The organism is Rahnella sp. WP5 (assembly GCF_000745615.1).
In the GTDB taxonomy this organism is placed as follows: domain Bacteria; phylum Pseudomonadota; class Gammaproteobacteria; order Enterobacterales; family Enterobacteriaceae; genus Rahnella; species Rahnella aceris.
This window is the reverse complement of the sequence record NZ_JQJR01000007.1, coordinates 105,535-123,185: the sequence shown is the minus strand read 5'-3', so window position 1 is coordinate 123,185 and position 17,651 is coordinate 105,535. Positions and strand designations below refer to the sequence as shown.

Annotated in this window: 17 protein-coding genes; 12 read left to right on the top strand and 5 right to left on the bottom strand. The window is 54.7% G+C overall.

The window, feature by feature from the left end; all coding sequences use genetic code 11:
- Nucleotides 1-64: 64 nt before the first annotated feature.
- From glpE to ulaG, 3 genes are all read right to left on the bottom strand, one after another.
- Nucleotides 65-385, bottom strand: coding sequence for a thiosulfate sulfurtransferase GlpE (glpE, locus tag EX31_RS04980; RefSeq protein WP_037033715.1), 321 nt, complete (start codon nucleotides 383-385; stop codon nucleotides 65-67).
- An 84-nt stretch (nucleotides 386-469) separates the two neighbouring features.
- Nucleotides 470-1,225 carry an HTH-type transcriptional regulator UlaR gene (gene ulaR, locus EX31_RS04975; RefSeq protein WP_013573562.1) on the bottom strand — a complete coding sequence of 252 codons (756 nt, stop codon included), beginning with the start codon at nucleotides 1,223-1,225 and terminating at the stop codon, nucleotides 470-472.
- A 114-nt stretch (nucleotides 1,226-1,339) separates the two neighbouring features.
- A complete protein-coding gene (gene ulaG, locus EX31_RS04970) occupies nucleotides 1,340-2,404 on the bottom strand; it encodes an L-ascorbate 6-phosphate lactonase (RefSeq protein WP_037033711.1) in 1,065 nt (354 codons plus the stop codon).
- Between the two features lie 412 nt (nucleotides 2,405-2,816).
- On the opposite strand from ulaG, the gene ulaA reads away from it, so the two are divergent.
- From ulaA to malQ, 8 genes are all read left to right on the top strand, one after another.
- Nucleotides 2,817-4,220, top strand: a complete 1,404-nt coding sequence (gene ulaA / locus EX31_RS04965) for a PTS ascorbate transporter subunit IIC (protein WP_014411492.1) — start codon at nucleotides 2,817-2,819, stop codon at nucleotides 4,218-4,220.
- A gap of 56 nt (nucleotides 4,221-4,276) precedes the next feature.
- Nucleotides 4,277-4,585 carry a PTS ascorbate transporter subunit IIB gene (gene ulaB / locus EX31_RS04960; RefSeq protein ID WP_037033708.1) on the top strand — a complete coding sequence of 103 codons (309 nt, stop codon included), beginning with the start codon at nucleotides 4,277-4,279 and terminating at the stop codon, nucleotides 4,583-4,585.
- Between the two features lie 10 nt (nucleotides 4,586-4,595).
- A complete protein-coding gene (ulaC, locus tag EX31_RS04955) occupies nucleotides 4,596-5,066 on the top strand; it encodes a PTS ascorbate transporter subunit IIA (RefSeq protein WP_013573566.1) in 471 nt (156 codons plus the stop codon).
- Between the two features lie 25 nt (nucleotides 5,067-5,091).
- Nucleotides 5,092-5,748 (top strand): 3-keto-L-gulonate-6-phosphate decarboxylase UlaD, encoded by a 657-nt coding sequence (locus tag EX31_RS04950; protein ID WP_013573567.1) that lies wholly within the window; start codon nucleotides 5,092-5,094, stop codon nucleotides 5,746-5,748.
- 10 nt (nucleotides 5,749-5,758) lie between these two features.
- Nucleotides 5,759-6,619, top strand: a complete 861-nt coding sequence (locus tag EX31_RS04945) for an L-ribulose-5-phosphate 3-epimerase (protein WP_037033705.1) — start codon at nucleotides 5,759-5,761, stop codon at nucleotides 6,617-6,619.
- Nucleotides 6,616-7,305 (top strand): L-ribulose-5-phosphate 4-epimerase, encoded by a 690-nt coding sequence (locus EX31_RS04940; protein WP_013573569.1) that lies wholly within the window; start codon nucleotides 6,616-6,618, stop codon nucleotides 7,303-7,305. The genes EX31_RS04945 and EX31_RS04940 overlap by 4 nt, the downstream gene beginning before the upstream one ends.
- 267 nt (nucleotides 7,306-7,572) lie before the next feature.
- Nucleotides 7,573-9,987 carry a maltodextrin phosphorylase gene (malP, locus tag EX31_RS04935; RefSeq protein ID WP_037033703.1) on the top strand — a complete coding sequence of 805 codons (2,415 nt, stop codon included), beginning with the start codon at nucleotides 7,573-7,575 and terminating at the stop codon, nucleotides 9,985-9,987.
- An 8-nt stretch (nucleotides 9,988-9,995) separates the two neighbouring features.
- On the top strand, nucleotides 9,996-12,071 hold the full coding sequence (gene malQ, locus EX31_RS04930) for a 4-alpha-glucanotransferase (protein ID WP_037033701.1): 2,076 nt from the start codon (nucleotides 9,996-9,998) through the stop codon (nucleotides 12,069-12,071).
- A 53-nt stretch (nucleotides 12,072-12,124) separates the two neighbouring features.
- Here the strand turns inward: malQ and nfuA are convergent, their stop codons facing one another.
- Complete coding sequence (gene nfuA, locus EX31_RS04925; protein ID WP_013573573.1) at nucleotides 12,125-12,700, bottom strand: Fe-S biogenesis protein NfuA; 576 nt, start codon at nucleotides 12,698-12,700, stop codon at nucleotides 12,125-12,127.
- Nucleotides 12,701-12,797: 97 nt separating this feature from the next.
- Complete coding sequence (gene gntX, locus EX31_RS04920) at nucleotides 12,798-13,487, bottom strand: DNA utilization protein GntX (RefSeq protein WP_013573574.1); 690 nt, start codon at nucleotides 13,485-13,487, stop codon at nucleotides 12,798-12,800.
- Between the two features lie 46 nt (nucleotides 13,488-13,533).
- Here gntX and bioH point away from each other — a divergent pair, with 46 nt between their 5' ends.
- The 4 genes from bioH (at nucleotide 13,534) to EX31_RS04900 (ending at nucleotide 17,638) form a co-directional block, all read left to right on the top strand.
- A complete protein-coding gene (gene bioH / locus EX31_RS04915; protein ID WP_013573575.1) occupies nucleotides 13,534-14,316 on the top strand; it encodes a pimeloyl-ACP methyl ester esterase BioH in 783 nt (260 codons plus the stop codon).
- A gap of 220 nt (nucleotides 14,317-14,536) precedes the next feature.
- Nucleotides 14,537-14,806 (top strand): YdgH/BhsA/McbA-like domain containing protein, encoded by a 270-nt coding sequence (locus tag EX31_RS04910; RefSeq protein ID WP_014333504.1) that lies wholly within the window; start codon nucleotides 14,537-14,539, stop codon nucleotides 14,804-14,806.
- A gap of 307 nt (nucleotides 14,807-15,113) precedes the next feature.
- Nucleotides 15,114-16,775: a malonate decarboxylase subunit alpha gene (gene mdcA, locus EX31_RS04905; RefSeq protein WP_013573577.1), complete on the top strand. Its 1,662-nt coding sequence runs from the start codon at nucleotides 15,114-15,116 to the stop codon at nucleotides 16,773-16,775.
- 5 nt (nucleotides 16,776-16,780) lie between these two features.
- Nucleotides 16,781-17,638 (top strand): triphosphoribosyl-dephospho-CoA synthase, encoded by an 858-nt coding sequence (locus tag EX31_RS04900; protein WP_037033698.1) that lies wholly within the window; start codon nucleotides 16,781-16,783, stop codon nucleotides 17,636-17,638.
- The last annotated feature ends 13 nt before the right edge of the window (nucleotides 17,639-17,651 follow it).

Here is a 17,651-nt window from a genome sequence, read left to right as displayed (position 1 = left end):
TCGGCGCAAACTCATTAGCCTGGTTATAAAGACTATAGCGTGCGCCGGCGTCAATAAAGGGGGATCAGGCTTCGATATCTTGCGGGAAGGTTTGCGACCAGGCTTCGAAACCGCCGTCAACGCTGTAGACCGATTCGAAACCCTGAGAAATCAAAAATTGCGCGGCACCGCGGCTGCTGATGCCGTGATAGCACATCACCAGTACCGGTGTTTTGGCATCGGCCTGCTGGATAAACGCAGGCAGGCTGTCGTTGCTCAGATGATAAGCGCCAGGTGCATGTGCTGCGCCGAAGCTTTGCGGGTCACGAATATCGACCATCACGGCTTCGCCTGAGGTCAGGCGGGAATGTGCTTGTTCAACGCTGATTGCTTCAAATTGTTCCATTCTGGTCTTGCCTCATAAAAGGTTATGCCGCCATTCTACCCAATAATTGCACAACTAAGACCAGACGAAATACAGGGATAAAGGCTAAACCAGGATCACCTGCACGCCTTTCTGACGTAACTGTCCGATGATTTCATCATTCGCTTCTTTGCCGGTGATCAGCACATCGATTTGTTCGGTGCGGCTGAACAGCATGCCCGCGCGCTGGCCGATTTTGCTGCTGTCGACCAGTACCGCCAAATTCCCAACATAATTCAACATCTTCTGCTCGGCCATCGCGGTCAGCATATCGGTTTTGTACAGGCCATCGGCTGTCAGCCCCGCGCCGCTGGTGAACATCCAGTGCCCGGCATACAGGCTGGCATCGCCGTCTTGTGGTGCCAGCGTAATTGACTGACTTTTATTGTACTGACCGCCCATGATCACCACGCTGTCGTGCTCCTGTTCAATCAGATAATTGGCCAGCGGCAGATAATTGGTAATGACCTGAATATCTTTTCCGCACATTTCACGGCCGAGCAGAAACGCCGTCGAACCGCAGTTAATCACCACGCTTTCACCCGGCTGGCACAGTTCGGATGCCGCTTTGGCGATACGCATTTTCTCGTTGAGATTGTGCGTCTGATGGATATTCAGCGGTGTCCAGTTCTGGCGTGGCTGATTCACGGCTTCAGCGCCATTGCGCACTTTCCGCAATTTGCCCAGTTCGTTGAGCTTGGTGATGTCACGACGCGCCGTAGCGGGTGAAATATCAAACTGATCAATCACATCAGCGACGGAAATCTGCCCCTGACGTTGCAGCAGATCGAGAATAGCATTGTGGCGTTGTGGCTCAGTCATGGTGGCTCCGCAGGTAAATAGGTGATTACCGCGTGATTATAAACGAGCAGTAATGGCAATTACATGGTTTATAAAAAAGCGGAGTCTGTTGCCTCCGCCTGTTCATAACATACTTTATAAGAAAGACTTGAATGGCAGATCAGTCTCGGTAGTAAAGCAGTCGTCAAAGCCACGCGGATAATGATATTCGAAATTACCCTTATCATCCGGATACGTGAATTTACCGCCGACCTGCCAGATAAACGGTTTGAAGCCGTATTTCAGGCGATCTTTTTTCATCTCCCACAGCACGCGGATTTCCTGCGGATCGGCCTGGAAATTCGACCAGATATCGTGGTGGAACGGAATAACGACTTTGGTGTTGAGGGATTCCGCCATGCGCAGCATATCGACGCTGGTCATTTTATCGGTCACACCACGCGGGTTTTCGCCATAAGAGCCGAGCGCCACGTCTATCTGATATTCGTTACCGTGTTTGGCGTAGTAGTTGGAATAGTGCGAATCGCCGCTGTGATACAGGTTACCGCCCGGCGTTTTGAACAGATAATTCACCGCACGCTGATCCATCATATCCGGCAATACCCCTGCGGCTTTCTGGTCTGCGGGCAGGGTGATCAGCACCGTGCGGTCGAAAGAATCCAGTGCGTGAATTTCCACGTCTTTGATCCTCACCACTTTGCCCGGCGTCATCACGATGCAACGACTGGCGGGCACGCCCCAGCTCATCCACAAATCCACACAGGTTTGCGGGCCGATAAAGGGCACGTCAGCAGCACAGTTTTGCATGACAGCGGCGGCCACGTTCACATCGATATGATCGTTATGATCGTGGGTGGATAACACCGCGTCGATCTCCCTGATCGCAAAGGGATCGAGCACAAACGGTGTGGTGCGCAGATTCGGCTGGAGCTTCTTTACACCGGCCATGCGCTGCATCTGGTGGCCGGTTTTCATCAGCGGGCTGCTGTGATTTTGCTTGCCGACGCCACACCAGAAATCGACACAAATATTCGCGCCGCCCTCAGACTTCAGCCAGATCCCCGTACAGCCCAGCCACCACATGGCAAAGGTGCCCGGCGCGACCTTTTCCTGCTCGATCTCTTCGTTTAACCAGGTGCCCCATTCCGGGAAAGTGCTGAGGATCCAGGATTCGCGGCTGATTGTTTCTACTTTGCTCATAGTATTCCCTCATCTGAGTTGGCTTTGAAATAGAGTCACAATAAATCATTTGGTGATTACATGTGATTTGTTTGTGAGAAGTTATCATCGAAAATTCATAATGACAATGATTATAAACGAGCGATTTTTAGCATTAAGCAGGGGGTGACAAAGGAGGATGGGAGGATTTCAGGCGGTTTTCACATGCCTTTTTTTGTAGTATATGGCTGATATTTATCATAAAAACAGAGTGATTTAGTTTGTTAGCTCATTCTGCCGATGACGATATCTTGCGAGACTGCTCACAAATAATCATTGCGAATCTTTATTTGATTCGATGTGAGCATTAGAGTGCGTTTGTCCCTCACTTTTTAGCGCAGCGGTTATGTTCAAGTGCGTTGAAGAGATCAAACAAGGTCAGACGGAGAGTCTTATGGAATTCCTCTACACCATCTTCACCGTATTTTTTAATCAGGTAATGACTAACGCGCCGTTGCTGCTGGGTATTGTGACCATGCTCGGTTACATCCTGCTCAGGAAGAGCGCGACGGTGATTATCAAGGGCACCATCAAAACCATTATCGGCTTTATGTTACTGCAGGCGGGGTCCGGCATTCTGACCGGTACCTTCAAACCGGTGGTGGCAAAACTTTCAGAAGTGTATGGCATTAACGGTGCAATATCAGATACCTATGCCTCAATGATGGCCACGGTGGAGCGCATGGGCGAGGCCTATAGCTGGGTCGGTTACGCGGTGCTGATCGCCCTGGCGCTGAATATCCTGATGGTGGTATTTCGCCGCATTACCGGCATTCGCACCATCATGCTGACCGGCCATATCATGTTCCAGCAGGCGGGGCTGATTGCGGTGTTCTTCTTCATCATGGGCTATCCGATGTGGACCACCATCTGGTCAACCGCAATTCTGGTATCGCTGTACTGGGGCATTACCTCGAACATGATGTACAAACCGACGCAGGCCGTGACCGAAAACAGCGGCTTCTCGATTGGTCACCAGCAGCAATTTGCCTCGTGGATCGCTTATAAAATCGCGCCGTATCTCGGCAAGAAAGAAGACAGTGTTGAAGATCTCAAACTGCCGGGCTGGCTGAATATTTTCCATGACAATATCGTGTCTACCGCCATCGTGATGACCGTGTTCTTCGGCATCATTCTGTGTTCCTTCGGCCTCGACACCCTGCAGCAAATGGCCGGAAAAACCCACTGGACGATTTACATCCTGCAAACCGGTCTGATGTTTGCAGTGGCGATTTTCATCATTATTCAGGGCGTGCGTATGTTCGTTGCTGAACTGACCGAAGCCTTTAACGGCATCTCCCAACGCCTGATCCCCGGTGCCGTGCTGGCCATCGACTGCGCGGCTATCTACAGCTTTGCGCCGAACGCCGTGGTCTGGGGCTTTATGTGGGGCACCATCGGCCAGCTGATTGCCGTCGCCATTCTGTTTGGCATGGGCTCTTCCATCATGATCATCCCCGGCTTTATCCCGATGTTCTTCTCTAACGCCACCATCGGCGTGTTTGCCAATCACTTCGGCGGCTGGCGCGCGGCGCTGAAAATCTGTCTGGTGATGGGGATGATCGAAATCTTCGGCTGCGTCTGGGCCATCAAACTCACCGGCCTGAGCGCCTGGATGGGCATGGCAGACTGGTCGATTCTGGCACCGCCAATGATGCAGGGCTTCTTCAGCATCGGTATGGCCTTTATGGGCGTCATTGCGGTGATTGTGCTGCTCTACATGTTCTTCGCGGGTCGCGCATTGCGGGCCGAAGAAGATGCTGAAAAACAGGCGCTTAATCAGTCTGTTTCTCACTAATGACTGTTCACTAATGACTTCTCACAAATGATTTATCACCAAACAAAGAGGTTCCCATGACAGTACGAATTCTGGCGGTATGCGGTTGCGGGCAAGGCAGTTCGATGATCATGAAGATGAAAATCGGCCAGTTTCTGACGCAGGAAGGCGTGGATCACACCATGAATAGCTGCGCGGTGGGGGAATACAAATCCGAGCTGAGCGGGGCTGACATTATTGTCGCCTCCACGCACGTGGCGGATGAAATCACCGTCAGCGGCAACAAATACGTGGTCGGCGTGCGCAACATGCTGTCGGCGGCGGACTTCGGTCCGAAAGTGATGGACGTGATTAACGCGCACTTTTCCGCAGACCTGAAAAAGTAAGGAGCGATGTATGAAACTGCGAGATTCGCTGGCTGAAAACAACTCGATTCGCCTCAACGCAGAAGCAGAAACCTGGCAGGACGCAGTGAAAATTGGCGTCGATATGCTGGTGGAAGCCGGAGTGGTAGAGCCGCGTTATTACCAGGCGATTCTGGACGGCGTCGAACGTTTCGGGCCGTATTTCGTGATCGCGCCCGGGCTTGCCATGCCGCATGGCCGTCCGGAAGAAGGTGTGCTGAAAACCGGTTTTGCGCTGGTGACGCTGAAAAAACCGCTGGTGTTCAATCATGAAGATAACGATCCGGTGGATATCCTCATCACGCTGGCGGCGGTGGATGCCAATGCGCATCAGGAAATCGGCATCATGCAGGTGGTGAACCTGTTTGATGATGAAGCCAATTTTGACCGCCTGCGTGCCTGCACCACGGCGCAACAGGTGCTGGATCTGATCGACCTGACCTCCGCCACGGCGGTTCATTAATTCGTTAGCAGAGAAGGAATATATTATGTCTCATTCATTACCGATGTTGCAGGTGGCGCTGGATAACCAGTCGATGGACGACGCTTACAAAACCACGCGTCTGATCGCCAGCGAAGTCGACATTATCGAAGTCGGCACTATTTTGTGTGTCGCAGAAGGTGTGCGCGCGGTGCGTGACCTTAAGGCGCTGTATCCGGAAAAAATTGTGCTGGCCGATGCCAAAATCGCCGATGCCGGAAAAATCCTCTCGCGCATGTGTTTCGAAGCCCATGCTGACTGGGTGACGGTGATTTGCTGTGCCGACATCAACACCACCAAAGGTGCGCTGGAAGTGGCGAAAGAATTTAACGGCGACGTGCAGATTGAGCTGACCGGTTACTGGACGTGGGAACAGGCGCAGGAATGGCACGACGCAGGCATCGGGCAGGTGGTTTATCACCGCAGCCGCGACGCGCAGGCCGCCGGGGTGGCGTGGAGCGATGCTGATATCTCGGCGATTAAACGCCTTTCAGCCATGGGCTTTAAAGTGACCATTACCGGCGGACTGGCGCTGGAAGATTTGCCGCTATTTAAAGACATTCCGGTGCACGTCTTTATCGCCGGGCGCAGTATCCGCGATGCCAAAGATCCGGTTGACGCAGCACGTCAGTTCAAAAAATCCATTCGCCAGCTCTGGGGCTAAGGAACACCGAATGATGCATAAAGCCGTTCCACTCGGTATCTATGAAAAAGCCCTGCCTGCGGGCGAAGACTGGCTGATGCGCCTGACACTGGCGAAAGAGCTGGGCTTCGATTTCGTTGAAATGTCGGTGGATGAAACCGACAACCGGCTGGCGCGGCTGGACTGGTCACGCGAGCAACGTTTGCGGGTAGTTGATGCAATATCACGCACCGGCATCCGCATTCCGTCCATGTGCCTGAGCGCACACCGGCGGTTCCCGCTTGGTGCAGAAGATGATGAAACCCGCAATCAGGGTCTGGAAATCATGCGCAAGGCCATCGTGCTGGCGCAGGATCTCGGCATTCGCGTGATCCAGCTTGCCGGTTATGACGTGTATTACCAGCAGGCCAATGAAAATACCCGCGAGCGTTTTCGCGATGGCTTGCAGGAGTCCGTCGAAATGGCCAGTCGTGCGCAGGTCACGCTGGCGATGGAAATCATGGATTACCCGCTGATGAATTCGATCAGCAAAGCGCTGGGTTACAGTCATTACCTGAACAATCCGTGGTTCCAGCTTTATCCGGATATCGGCAATTTATCGGCATGGGATAACGACGTGCAGATGGAACTGGCAAGCGGCGCAGGGCATATCGTCGCTGTGCATGTTAAAGACACGCAGCCCGGCGTATTTAAAAACGTGCCGTTTGGCAGCGGCGTGGTGGAGTTCGAGCGTTGCTTTGCCACGCTGCAAAAAAGCGGTTATCGCGGGCCGTACCTGATCGAAATGTGGAGCGAAACCGCCGCCGATCCGATGCAGGAAGTGCGCAACGCCCGCGCCTGGGTGGTCGATAAAATGCAGAAAGCCGGGCTTAACATGGAGGAAACCCGATGACGGATGCACTGAAACAACGCGTATTTGAAGCCAACATGGCGCTGCCCGCTTTTGGTCTGGTGACCTTCACGTGGGGGAATGTCAGCGGTATTGATCGCGAGCGCGGTATTGTTGTGATCAAACCGAGCGGCGTGGAATACGAGAAAATGCAGGTCAGCGATATGGTCGTGCTGAACCTGCAAGGCGACGTCGTGGAAGGGCATTACAAACCCTCTTCAGATACCGCCACGCATCTCGAACTTTACGCCCGTTTCCCGCAGCTTGGCGGTATCGTGCACACCCATTCGACCTATGCGACGTCATGGGCGCAGGCCGGCGTCGCCATCCCGCCACTCGGCACCACACACGCGGATTATTTTGCCGGTGCCATTCCCTGCACCCGGCCTTTATCGCGTCAGGAAGTCAGCGGAGAGTACGAACTGGAAACCGGCAAAGTTATCGCCGCGTCGCTGACCGGCATCGATCCGCTGCATATGCCGGGTATTCTGGTCGCCCAGCATGGCCCGTTCTGCTGGGGAATCACGCCGGAACAGGCGGTACACAACGCGGTGGTGCTGGAAGAAGTCGCGAAAATGGCGTGGATCACCGGTTCAATCCGGCGTGACCAAACTCCGATGGACGATTATTTGCTGCACAAGCATTTCAGTCGCAAACACGGGCCGGATGCGTATTACGGGCAGAAATAATCGCTATTGAGATGCCATTAAAACCCCACCCCAACCCTCCCCTTCGCAGGGGAGGGAGCCGATCGAGTTTTTGCGCCTCCCCCTGCGAAGGGGGAGGCGGGGAGGGGGTTTTAATGGCAACGCCCCATCCCTTCGACATGATTTCATGCATTTTTCCTCATCCCCGCAGTGAGCATTTTTCCAGCATAGGGTTTATACATAGATATCGCGATCACACTTTTTCTCACGGAAGCATTCCGTCCCCTCAGACTGAAAAGAGACTGCCCTATGTCGAAGATCACGTTCAAGCAGGATGTTTTTTTGGCGGCGCTCACCCGCCAGTGGCAAGCGTTCGGACTCACTTCAGCTTCAGATATGACCCGGCACCAGTGGTGGCATGCGGTCAGCGCCGCCGTTGCGGAACAAATTCCCCCGCAAAACGAGCCGGTCAGCAGTAAAAGCAAAAAAATCACCCGCCACGTTAACTATATCTCGATGGAATTTCTGGTCGGTCGCCTGACCGGTAACAACCTGATTAATCTCGGCTGGTACGAAAAAATTGCCGCTGCGCTGGAACAGTTTGATATCAACCTGACCGACCTGCTGGAAGAAGAAATTGATCCGGCGCTGGGCAATGGCGGGCTGGGACGGCTGGCGGCCTGTTATCTCGATGCGATGGCTTCCGTCGGGCAGCCCGGCATCGGTTACGGCCTGAATTATCAGTACGGTTTATTCCGCCAGCGTTTTGTTGACGGCAAACAAAAAGAATCCCCGGACGACTGGCACCGCAGCGAATATCCGTGGTTCCGCCACAACAGTTCGCTGGCGGTCAGCGTCGGTATTGGCGGTAAAATCGTGAAAAATGAGCAGGGCGTTTCACGCTGGGAGCCGGAATTTACCCTGCGTGGCGAAGCCTGGGATTTACCGGTAATGGGTTACCGCAACGGTATCACGCAACCGCTGCGCTTATGGGAAGCCACGCATCCGCATCCGTTTGATCTCGAAAAGTTTAATGACGGCGAGTTTCTGAAAGCGGAACAACAGGGCATCGACGCCGCTAAACTCACCAAAGTGTTATACCCGAATGACAACCATCAGGCCGGTAAACGCCTGCGCCTGATGCAGCAGTATTTTCAGTGCGCCTGCTCGGTGGCCGATATCCTGCGGCGTCATCATTTCCTTGGCCGCAAAATCAGCGAACTGCCGGATTATGAAGTCATCCAGCTTAACGATACGCACCCGACCATCGCTATTCCTGAAATGCTGCGCGTGCTGCTCGACGAGCATCAGCTGAGCTGGGATGACGCGTGGCACATCACCAGCCGGACCTTCGCGTACACCAACCACACGTTAATGCCGGAAGCGCTGGAAACCTGGGACGAGCGACTGGTGCGCAGCCTGTTGCCGCGTCATTTCCAGATCATTAAACAGATCAACGCCAACTTTAAGAAACAGGTCAGCAAGGAATGGCCGGGTGACGAGGCTGTCTGGGCGAAACTTGCCGTGCATCACGACAAACAGGTGCGTATGGCGAACCTCTGCGTGGTCGCGGGTTTTGCGGTGAACGGCGTGGCGGCGCTGCATTCGGATCTGGTGGTCAAAGATCTGTTCCCGGAGTATCACCAGTTATGGCCGGAAAAATTCCATAACGTGACTAACGGCATCACGCCGCGCCGCTGGCTTAAACAATGTAATCCGGCGCTGTCGGCACTGATTGATGAACGGCTGAAAACCGACAGTTGGGTCAATAATCTGGACCTGCTGAAAGGTCTGGAAGACGGCGTTAAAGACAAAAAATTCTGCAAACAGTACCGCAAAATCAAACACGATAACAAAGTGCGGCTGGCGGAATACGTCTGGCAGCGCATGGGGATCCGGCTTAATCCTGACGCGATTTTCGATGTACAGATTAAACGCCTGCATGAATACAAACGTCAGCATCTCAATTTGCTGCATATTCTTTCCCTGTACCGCCAGATCCGCGATAACCCGAAACTCGACATCGTGCCGCGTGTTTTCCTGTTCGGCGCCAAAGCCGCGCCCGGTTATTACCTCGCCAAAAATATTATTTATGCGATCAATCAGGTGGCGGAGAAGATCAACAACGATCCGATCGTCGCCGATCGTCTCAAAGTGGTGTTCATTCCCGATTATTGTGTTTCGGTGGCAGAACTGATGATCCCGGCGGCGGATGTGTCGGAGCAGATTTCCACCGCCGGGAAAGAGGCTTCCGGTACCGGCAATATGAAACTGGCGCTGAACGGTGCACTGACCGTCGGCACGCTGGATGGGGCCAACGTCGAAATTGCTGAACAAGTCGGCGAGGACAACATCTTTATCTTTGGCCTGACCGTCGATGAAGTCAAAGCGCAGCTGAAAAAAGGCTACAAGCCGAAAGCGCTGGTGAAAAAGGACAAACATCTCAAAGCCATTCTCGACGAACTGGCCAGCGGTTTTTATGCCAGTGGTGACAAAAAGGCCTTCGATCTGATGCTCAACAGTCTGCTCGACGGCGGTGATCCGTATCTGGTGCTGGCGGATTTTGCCACCTATTGCGAGGCGCAAAAACAGGTCGATGCGCTTTACCGCAATGCCGATGAATGGACCCGCCGTACCTTGCTCAACACGGCCCGTGTAGGCATGTTCAGCGCTGACCGTTCCATCCGCGATTATCAGCAGCGCATCTGGCAGGCCAAACGATAGGAGCCAACATGGAGGACAAGCAACTCGCTGAGGCCGCGCGCCGGGCAGGCATTGTAGACAGTTTCATTAATATGACGGATGACGTGGAAACGGTGTCAGATGACACGCGCGTCGCCTTGCTGGCGGCGATGGGGCGTGATCCGGCTGACGTGCCGGAAATCACGCCCGTGCCGCCGGTCAAAGTGTTTACACAAGGCAAAAAAGTGTGGCTCACGCCGGAAGGCAGTGGCGCATTTCAATGGCAACTGACGCAGGAAAATGGCAGCCAGACGCAGGGCGAAATCCTGACAGGCAACGTGTTGAACCTCGGGGCTGCGCTGCCTGCTGGCTATCACCAGTTGACGTTATCGCAAAATGATAACGTCTGGCCTTGCCGGATCATCGTCGCGCCGCCGCGCTGTTATGAGCCTGAGGCATTGCTGGCAGGGGAAAAACTGTGGGGCGCGACGGTTCAGCTTTATACGCTGCGCTCGGAAAATAACTGGGGCGCAGGCGACTTCGGTGACCTGAAAAAAATGGTCGAAGAAGTTGGAAAACGCGGCGGGGCGTTCGTCGGGCTGAATCCGATACACGCGCTCTATCCGGCGAATCCGCAAAGTGCCAGCCCTTACAGTCCGTCGTCGCGCCGCTGGCTGAATCTGACCTACATTGATGTGAATGCCGTGGAGGAGTTTACCGCCAGTCGCGAGGCGCAAGACTGGTGGCATTCCACAGAGACGCGCGAGGCGTTACTGCAGGCGCGCAGCACGGAGTTTGTCGATTATCCGCTGGTGATGGCGCTGAAATCGGCGGCGCTCAAACTGGCCTGGCCGCTGTTTTGCGAGTTGCCGGAAGACAGCCCGCGTAAGCAGGATTTTCGCCGTTTCGTCGCACTTGGTGGCGACAGCCTGCGACAGCAGGCGTTGTTCGACGCACTGCATACGCATCTGCGCGATCTGGATTTAGGCCAGTGGGGCTGGCCGGTATGGCCGGAAGTCTATCGTGATGCGAAAAGTGCACAAGTGCGGGAATTCAGCGAGCGTTACGCCGGTGAAATTGAATTTTATCAGTGGCAGCAATGGCTGGCGCAGATGCAGTTTTCCGCATGTTATCAGCGCAGTGTTGAGCTGAAGATGCCGATCGGCGTGTATCGTGATCTGGCGGTCGGCGTAGCGCAAGGCGGCGCGGAAACCTGGTCCGATCCGGCGCTGTATTGCCTGAATGCCACCATCGGTGCGCCGCCAGATATTCTCGGCCCGCAGGGACAAAACTGGGGGCTTCCGCCCATTGATCCACACGAAATGAAAGCCCGTGCCTATCAGCCGTTCATAGATTTGCTGCGTGCAAACATGGCGGAATGCGGTGCACTGCGTATCGATCACGTCATGGGGTTGCTGCGTTTGTGGTGGATACCCGCCGAACAGGACGCGGGCAGCGGCGCGTATGTCCGTTATCCGCTGGAGGATTTACTCGGTGTGCTGGCTTTGGAAAGTCAGCGGCATCAGTGCATGGTGATTGGTGAAGACCTCGGTACCGTGCCGAAAGAAATCCTCGCCAGCCTGCGTGACAGCGGGGTGTATTCCTACAAAGTGTTGTATTTCGAGCACGATAAACACTTCCTTTACCGGCCGCCGGAAGATTATGTTTCACAAGCGATGGCAACGGTCACCACCCATGATTTACCGACGTTGCGGGGCTACTGGGAAGGGGGCGATTTAACGCTCGGTGCGTCGCTGGGCGTTTATCCTGATCCGCAGGTGCTGGAAAAACTGCGCGGGGAACGTGAACGTAGCAAGCAGGGGCTTCTTAATGCGCTGCATCTGACACAGTGTGTGCCGAAATCGATCAGCCGCAGTGCTGAAAACATGCCGATGACGCCGCTGCTGAACCTGGGTTTGCAACGTTATCTGGCGGGCAGTGCCAGCGCGTTGCTGGGTTTGCAACCGGAAGACTGGCTGGACATGGATTTGCCGGTGAATGTGCCGGGCACCAATACCGAATACCCCAACTGGCGGCGCAAACTGACGCGAACCCTGGAGGACATGTTTGCTGATGAGCATATCGATGCGCTGCTCAGTGATTTAAACCAGCGCAGGCAGGCATAAAAAAAGCACCCAACGGAAGGGTGCTTTTTATGTTCTGGCTGATCAGCAGGTGATCAGTAGAAGGAGTGCTCGCCGCGCTGGTGTTCAGTCAGGTCGCGAACGCCTTTCAGCTCAGGGAAGTTTTGCAGCAGTTCTTTCTCGATGCCGTCTTTCAGGGTGACATCAATCATCGAACAGCCGTTGCAACCGCCGCCGAATTGCAGGATAGCGATGCCGTCGTCGGTGATTTCCATCAGGGAAACACGACCACCGTGGCTGGCTAACTGCGGGTTAATCTGCGACTGCAACTGATATTCAACACGTTCCATCAGCGGCGCATCGTCAGAGACTTTACGCATTTTGGCGTTCGGAGCCTTCAGCGTGAGCTGGGAACCGAGCTGATCGGTGACGAAGTCGATCACGGCGTCTTGCAGATAAGGCGCGCTTAATTCATCAATGAAAGCAGACAGTTTCTCGAACTTGAGTTCGGTATCCGTCGCTTCTACGGCGTCAGGTGGGCAATAGGAGACACCGCATTCTGCGGTTGGCGTACCGGGATTGATCACGAATACGCGGATTTGGGTGCCTTCTTCCTGGCTTGCCAGCAATTTGGCAAAGTGCTCTTGGGCAGCATCGGTAATAAGGATCATAACATTCGCTCAATAGTTGACTACTCTAGTTGGTTATAATACGCCCTTTGTTTTTACCCGTCACCCTTCACGTTGCCAGTGTGTTAGCAGCACGTGCTTACGCCTGTAAAGTCCGGCAAATACAGGCAATTTGCAGCGAAGCAACGCCCTGATTACGCAGAATTTTGCTGATTTCCCTGACAGTACTGCCGGTCGTGACCACATCATCGAGCAACATCACGTGCTTATCGCGCAGGCTGGCATGGCATGTGAAGGCTTTGCGCAGATTCCACTTTCTTTCGTGCTCGGTCAGACTTTGCTGCGGCGGCGTGCGCCGGTTGCGGCTCAGGGCATCGGGCAGATATTGGCAATGCAGCCAGCGTGCCAGCGGCTTCGCGAGCAATTCACTCTGATTATACCCGCGCGAGAAATAGCGCTTCTGATGCAGCGGCACGCTGAGAAGCACGTCGGGTCTGGGCAGATTGCTCATCCGGTAGCGTTCCTGCCAGCGCAGAAAAAGTAAACGGGCAAGTGTGGTGTCGAGTTCCGGTTGCCTGGAGAATTTGAACCGCAAAACCAGCCCGCTCACCGGCATTTCATAAGGGCTGGCGAAGATCATCGCGTCCCACGGTGGGGGTTTTAACAGACAACGTCCGCAATCGGCATGGCCCCCGGAAGAGGGCAATCCGCAGCGCAGGCAGCAGGGCGGTGCGACCGGCAAATGTTTCATGCACAAACTGCAAATGCCCTGAACCGGGAGATGCAGCGGACACTGGCATAGCCAACAGCGGCTGGCAATTGTTAGCATAGCGGCGGGTTCCTTTTGCCAATCAGACAGACACGGACAATACGCTATGAATACGCTTTACCGGGAGACTATCGGCGAAGGAGATCGCCATCTTGTGCTGCTTCACGGATGGGGGCTGAATGCCGAAGTGTGGCGTTACACGGCAGAGCGACTTGCGCCGCAATTTTGTCTGCATCTGATTGATCTGCCGGGCTATGGTCGCAGTGAGGGTTTCGGGGCGATGACGCTGGAAGAGATGGCGGAAACCGTGCTTGCCGCAATGCCGGAGAAAAGCGCATTACTTGGCTGGTCGCTGGGCGGTCTGGTGGCTAGCCAGATAGCCCTGAGTGCGCCGCAGCGCGTGGAAAAACTGATTACCGTGGCATCATCGCCCTGTTTTGCAGCCCATGAAAACTGGCCGGGGATCCGCCCGGACGTATTGCAGGGTTTTCAGCATCAGTTAAGTGAAGATTTCCAGCGCACGGTTGAGCGTTTTCTGGCGCTGCAGACGCTGGGCAGCGACAGCGCCCGTCAGGATGCGCGGCTGCTGAAATCGATCGTTCTGAATCTGCCGATGCCGCCGGTTGCCGTGCTCAATGGCGGGCTGGAGATTTTACGCAACGTGGATTTGCGCCAGCCGGTGACGCAACTGACCTTGCCAGTCCTGCGTATTTACGGTGCGCTCGACGGGCTGGTACCGAGAAAAATGGTGCCGCTGATGGATGCGATTCTGCCCGATTCCTGTTCGGAAGTTGTTGAAAAGGCTGCACATGCGCCGTTTATCTCCCACCCTGATAGGTTTTGTGAACTTGTCGAGCGTTTCCTGATTGCAGACTGCAAGCCAATGTAAATATTTTTTTCAATTTTCTGGCTAATTCTCAAGGGTGACTAATACTTAAGCCGATGATGACGGGGTGAAAGGCGGGCGTAAGTTGTTACGCGAGCCTGTTTGCGTCTCTGGGGAGTTTACTGGCGTTTAACCATGAAGGTCATGCCAGCGCAGGTACACCCGCTGTTCATATCCTGACTGCTTTCTTTGAAAACTATTCATCCAATTTAGAGGTTATGTCATGAAATCAAACAAAATTATCGTTGCGGCAATTCTGACAGGGTTATTCTCACTCAACGCGATGGCGGCAGAGATGATCTCGAAAGAAGAAGCCAAAGATAAGGGTTACACCAGTCTGGGCGTGGTCACGACCAGCAATGAATACACTGCGCCAATGGATGCGAAAGAAGAATTGTCCAAACTGGCTGATGAGAAGGGCGGCAAATACTATGTGGTGATTGCGGCTCAGGAGAAGAAGAAAATCACCGCAACGGCTGAAGTCTTCAAATAATCGCTTTTATGCCGCTCTGAACCCCGGGATGCCTTTGTGCATCCCTTTTTTATTCCCGTTTTCTGTGCGCTCCTTCTCTTTCTTTGTTCTGTATCAATTTGTTTTTAAAGAAATACGTCAGACCGTTACTCTCAGCGTAACGAAGTGTCCGGACGCTTAATTGATGCAATATTCTTCGCTGTTTACACTTAGCAGGCTATCAAAACAGGTCAAATGTGATGCAACCGCCACTTGACTGAACTTCCCAATGCCTCTTGTTTCATCACGCCGGGAAAGATTCAGCAAGCTCAACCCAGGGAGGTTTGGCATGCCGCAACATCCGCAGACCACGAAAGTGTGGGACACCCGCCGCAATGAAAAACAACGGCGTATCGACAGTGTCCGTTCCGTGGCAGAGGGTAAAGTTTTACCCACAGATAAAATTATCCCCATCCTCGAAACGCTGATTGCCTCCGGCGACCGCGTGGTGATGGAGGGTAACAACCAAAAACAAGCTGACTTCCTTTCCCGATCACTGGCGAAAGTGAATCCTGAAAAGCTGCATGATTTACATATGATCATGCCGAGCGTCAGCCGCGCTGAACATCTGGATCTCTTTGAACGTGGCATCGCCCGTAAGCTCGATTTTGCGTTCTCCGGTCCGCAAAGCCTGCGCATCGCGCAGTTGCTGGAAGACGGTCAGATGGAAATCGGTGCGATCCACACCTATATCGAACTGTATTCCCGCCTTTACGTCGATCTGGTGCCGAACATCGCACTGATCGCCGGTTTCAAAGCTGACCGCAAAGGCAATCTGTATACCGGCGCAAGCACCGAAGACACCCCGGCGCTGGTCGAAGCCGCAGCCTTCAAAAACGGTATCGTGATTGCGCAGGTCAACGAACTGGTTGAAGAAGACACTGATCTGCCGCGCGTCGATATTCCGGGCGACTGGATCGATTTCGTGGTCGTCGCCGACAAGCCATTCTTCATCGAACCGCTGTTCACCCGTGACCCGCGCCTGATCAAACCGGTTCACGTGCTGATGGCCATGATGGCCATTAAAGGTATCTACGCCAAACACAACGTGCAGTCGCTCAACCACGGTATCGGTTTTAACACCGCCGCTATCGAACTGCTGTTGCCGACTTACGGCGAACAGCTCGGCCTGCGCGGCAAAATCTGTAAACACTGGACACTGAACCCGCATCCGACGCTGATCCCGGCTATCGAAAGCGGCTGGGTGGAAACCGTTCACTGCTTCGGCGGCGAAATGGGGATGGAAGAATACATCCGCGCCCGTCCTGACGTGTTCTTCACCGGCTCCGACGGTTCTATGCGCTCCAACCGCGCGTTCTGCCAGATGGCAGGCCAGTACGCGGTAGACATGTTCATCGGTTCGACCTTGCAGGTTGACGGGCTGGCGAACTCGTCAACCGTGACCCGCGGTCGTCTGGCCGGTTTCGGGGGCGCGCCTAACATGGGTCATGACCCGCACGGTCGCCGTCACTCCACGCCAGCCTGGCTCGATATGATTGAAGAGCCTGACCCGATGGCACGCGGTAAAAAACTGGTCGTACAGATGGTGGAAACTTTCCAGGCCGGTGGCAAACCGACATTCGTTGAGAAACTCGAAGCCGTCGATGTGGGTAAAGAATCCGGTATGCCGCTGGCGCCGGTGATGATTTACGGCGACGACGTGACCCACGTGCTGACCGAAGAAGGTATCGCCTATCTTTACCGCGCCCGTTCTCTCGAAGAACGCCGTGCGATGGTGGCGGCAGTTGCCGGTATCACTGACATCGGTCTGGGCGTTGACGCCAAACGCGTCGCCGACCTGCGTCGTCAGGAACTGGTGGTCTTCCCGGAAGATATGGGCATCCGCCGCACCGACGCCACCCGTTCATTACTGGCGGCAGGCAGCGTGAGCGAGCTGGTTGACTGGTCCGGCGGCTTGTATAACCCGCCAGCCAAATTCCGTAGCTGGTGATCACTATGCCGCAGACTTTAACGACTGGCGCTCTGCTCACAGCGGAAGAACTGGCCGAAAGGCTGGCAGAAACGGCGACGCAGGCGCTGATCGACGAAGCGCGGCTTAGCCCGAAACCGGGGCTGGTAGACAGCCGGAGTGCCGGTGCCCATCAGGATTTAAGTTTAGATCTGATGGTGCGTTCGGCGCGCAGCCTGACGTCCACGTTCTATTTGCTGGCTTTACACAGCTGGCAGCGCCCGGCGGATATCGCCCTGCGTCAGGAAGTGGGCCGTTTAGGTCGTGCTGGCGAAGCGCAGATGATGGCGGAAACCGGCGGCGTGAATACTCACCGGGGCGCTATCTGGGCGATGGGGTTGCTGGTCAGCGCCGTTGCCATGCAGCCGGAAAGTTTACTGCCGCTGCATATTGCGCAGCGCGCCGCGAAAATTGCGGTGTTGCCCGATGCTTTCAGCCCGAAAAAATTCAGTAAAGGTTCGCACGCCGTGCAGCGTTATCAGGTGCCGGGTGCACGCGAAGAGGCACAAAGCGGTTTCCCGCACATTATCGGTTGTGCACTGCCGCAGCTTCATCACAGCCGGGCACACGGCGCCAGCGAAAGCGAAGCGCAGGTCGATGCCTTACTGGCGGTGATGTCCACACTGGCCGACACCTGCGTGCTGTCACGCGGTGGCTTACCGGCGCTGGAAGCCATGCATCAGGGCGCGCAGGCCGTGCTGGAAGCCGGTGGCACCAGCACGATGGCGGGCAAACAACGGTTGCGCCATCTCGAACACCGGATGCTGGCGGACAACACATCGCCCGGCGGTGCCGCTGATTTACTGGCTGCGACGCTGTTTCTTGACCGCGTCAGCGTGGTCTGAACCGGATACGCAT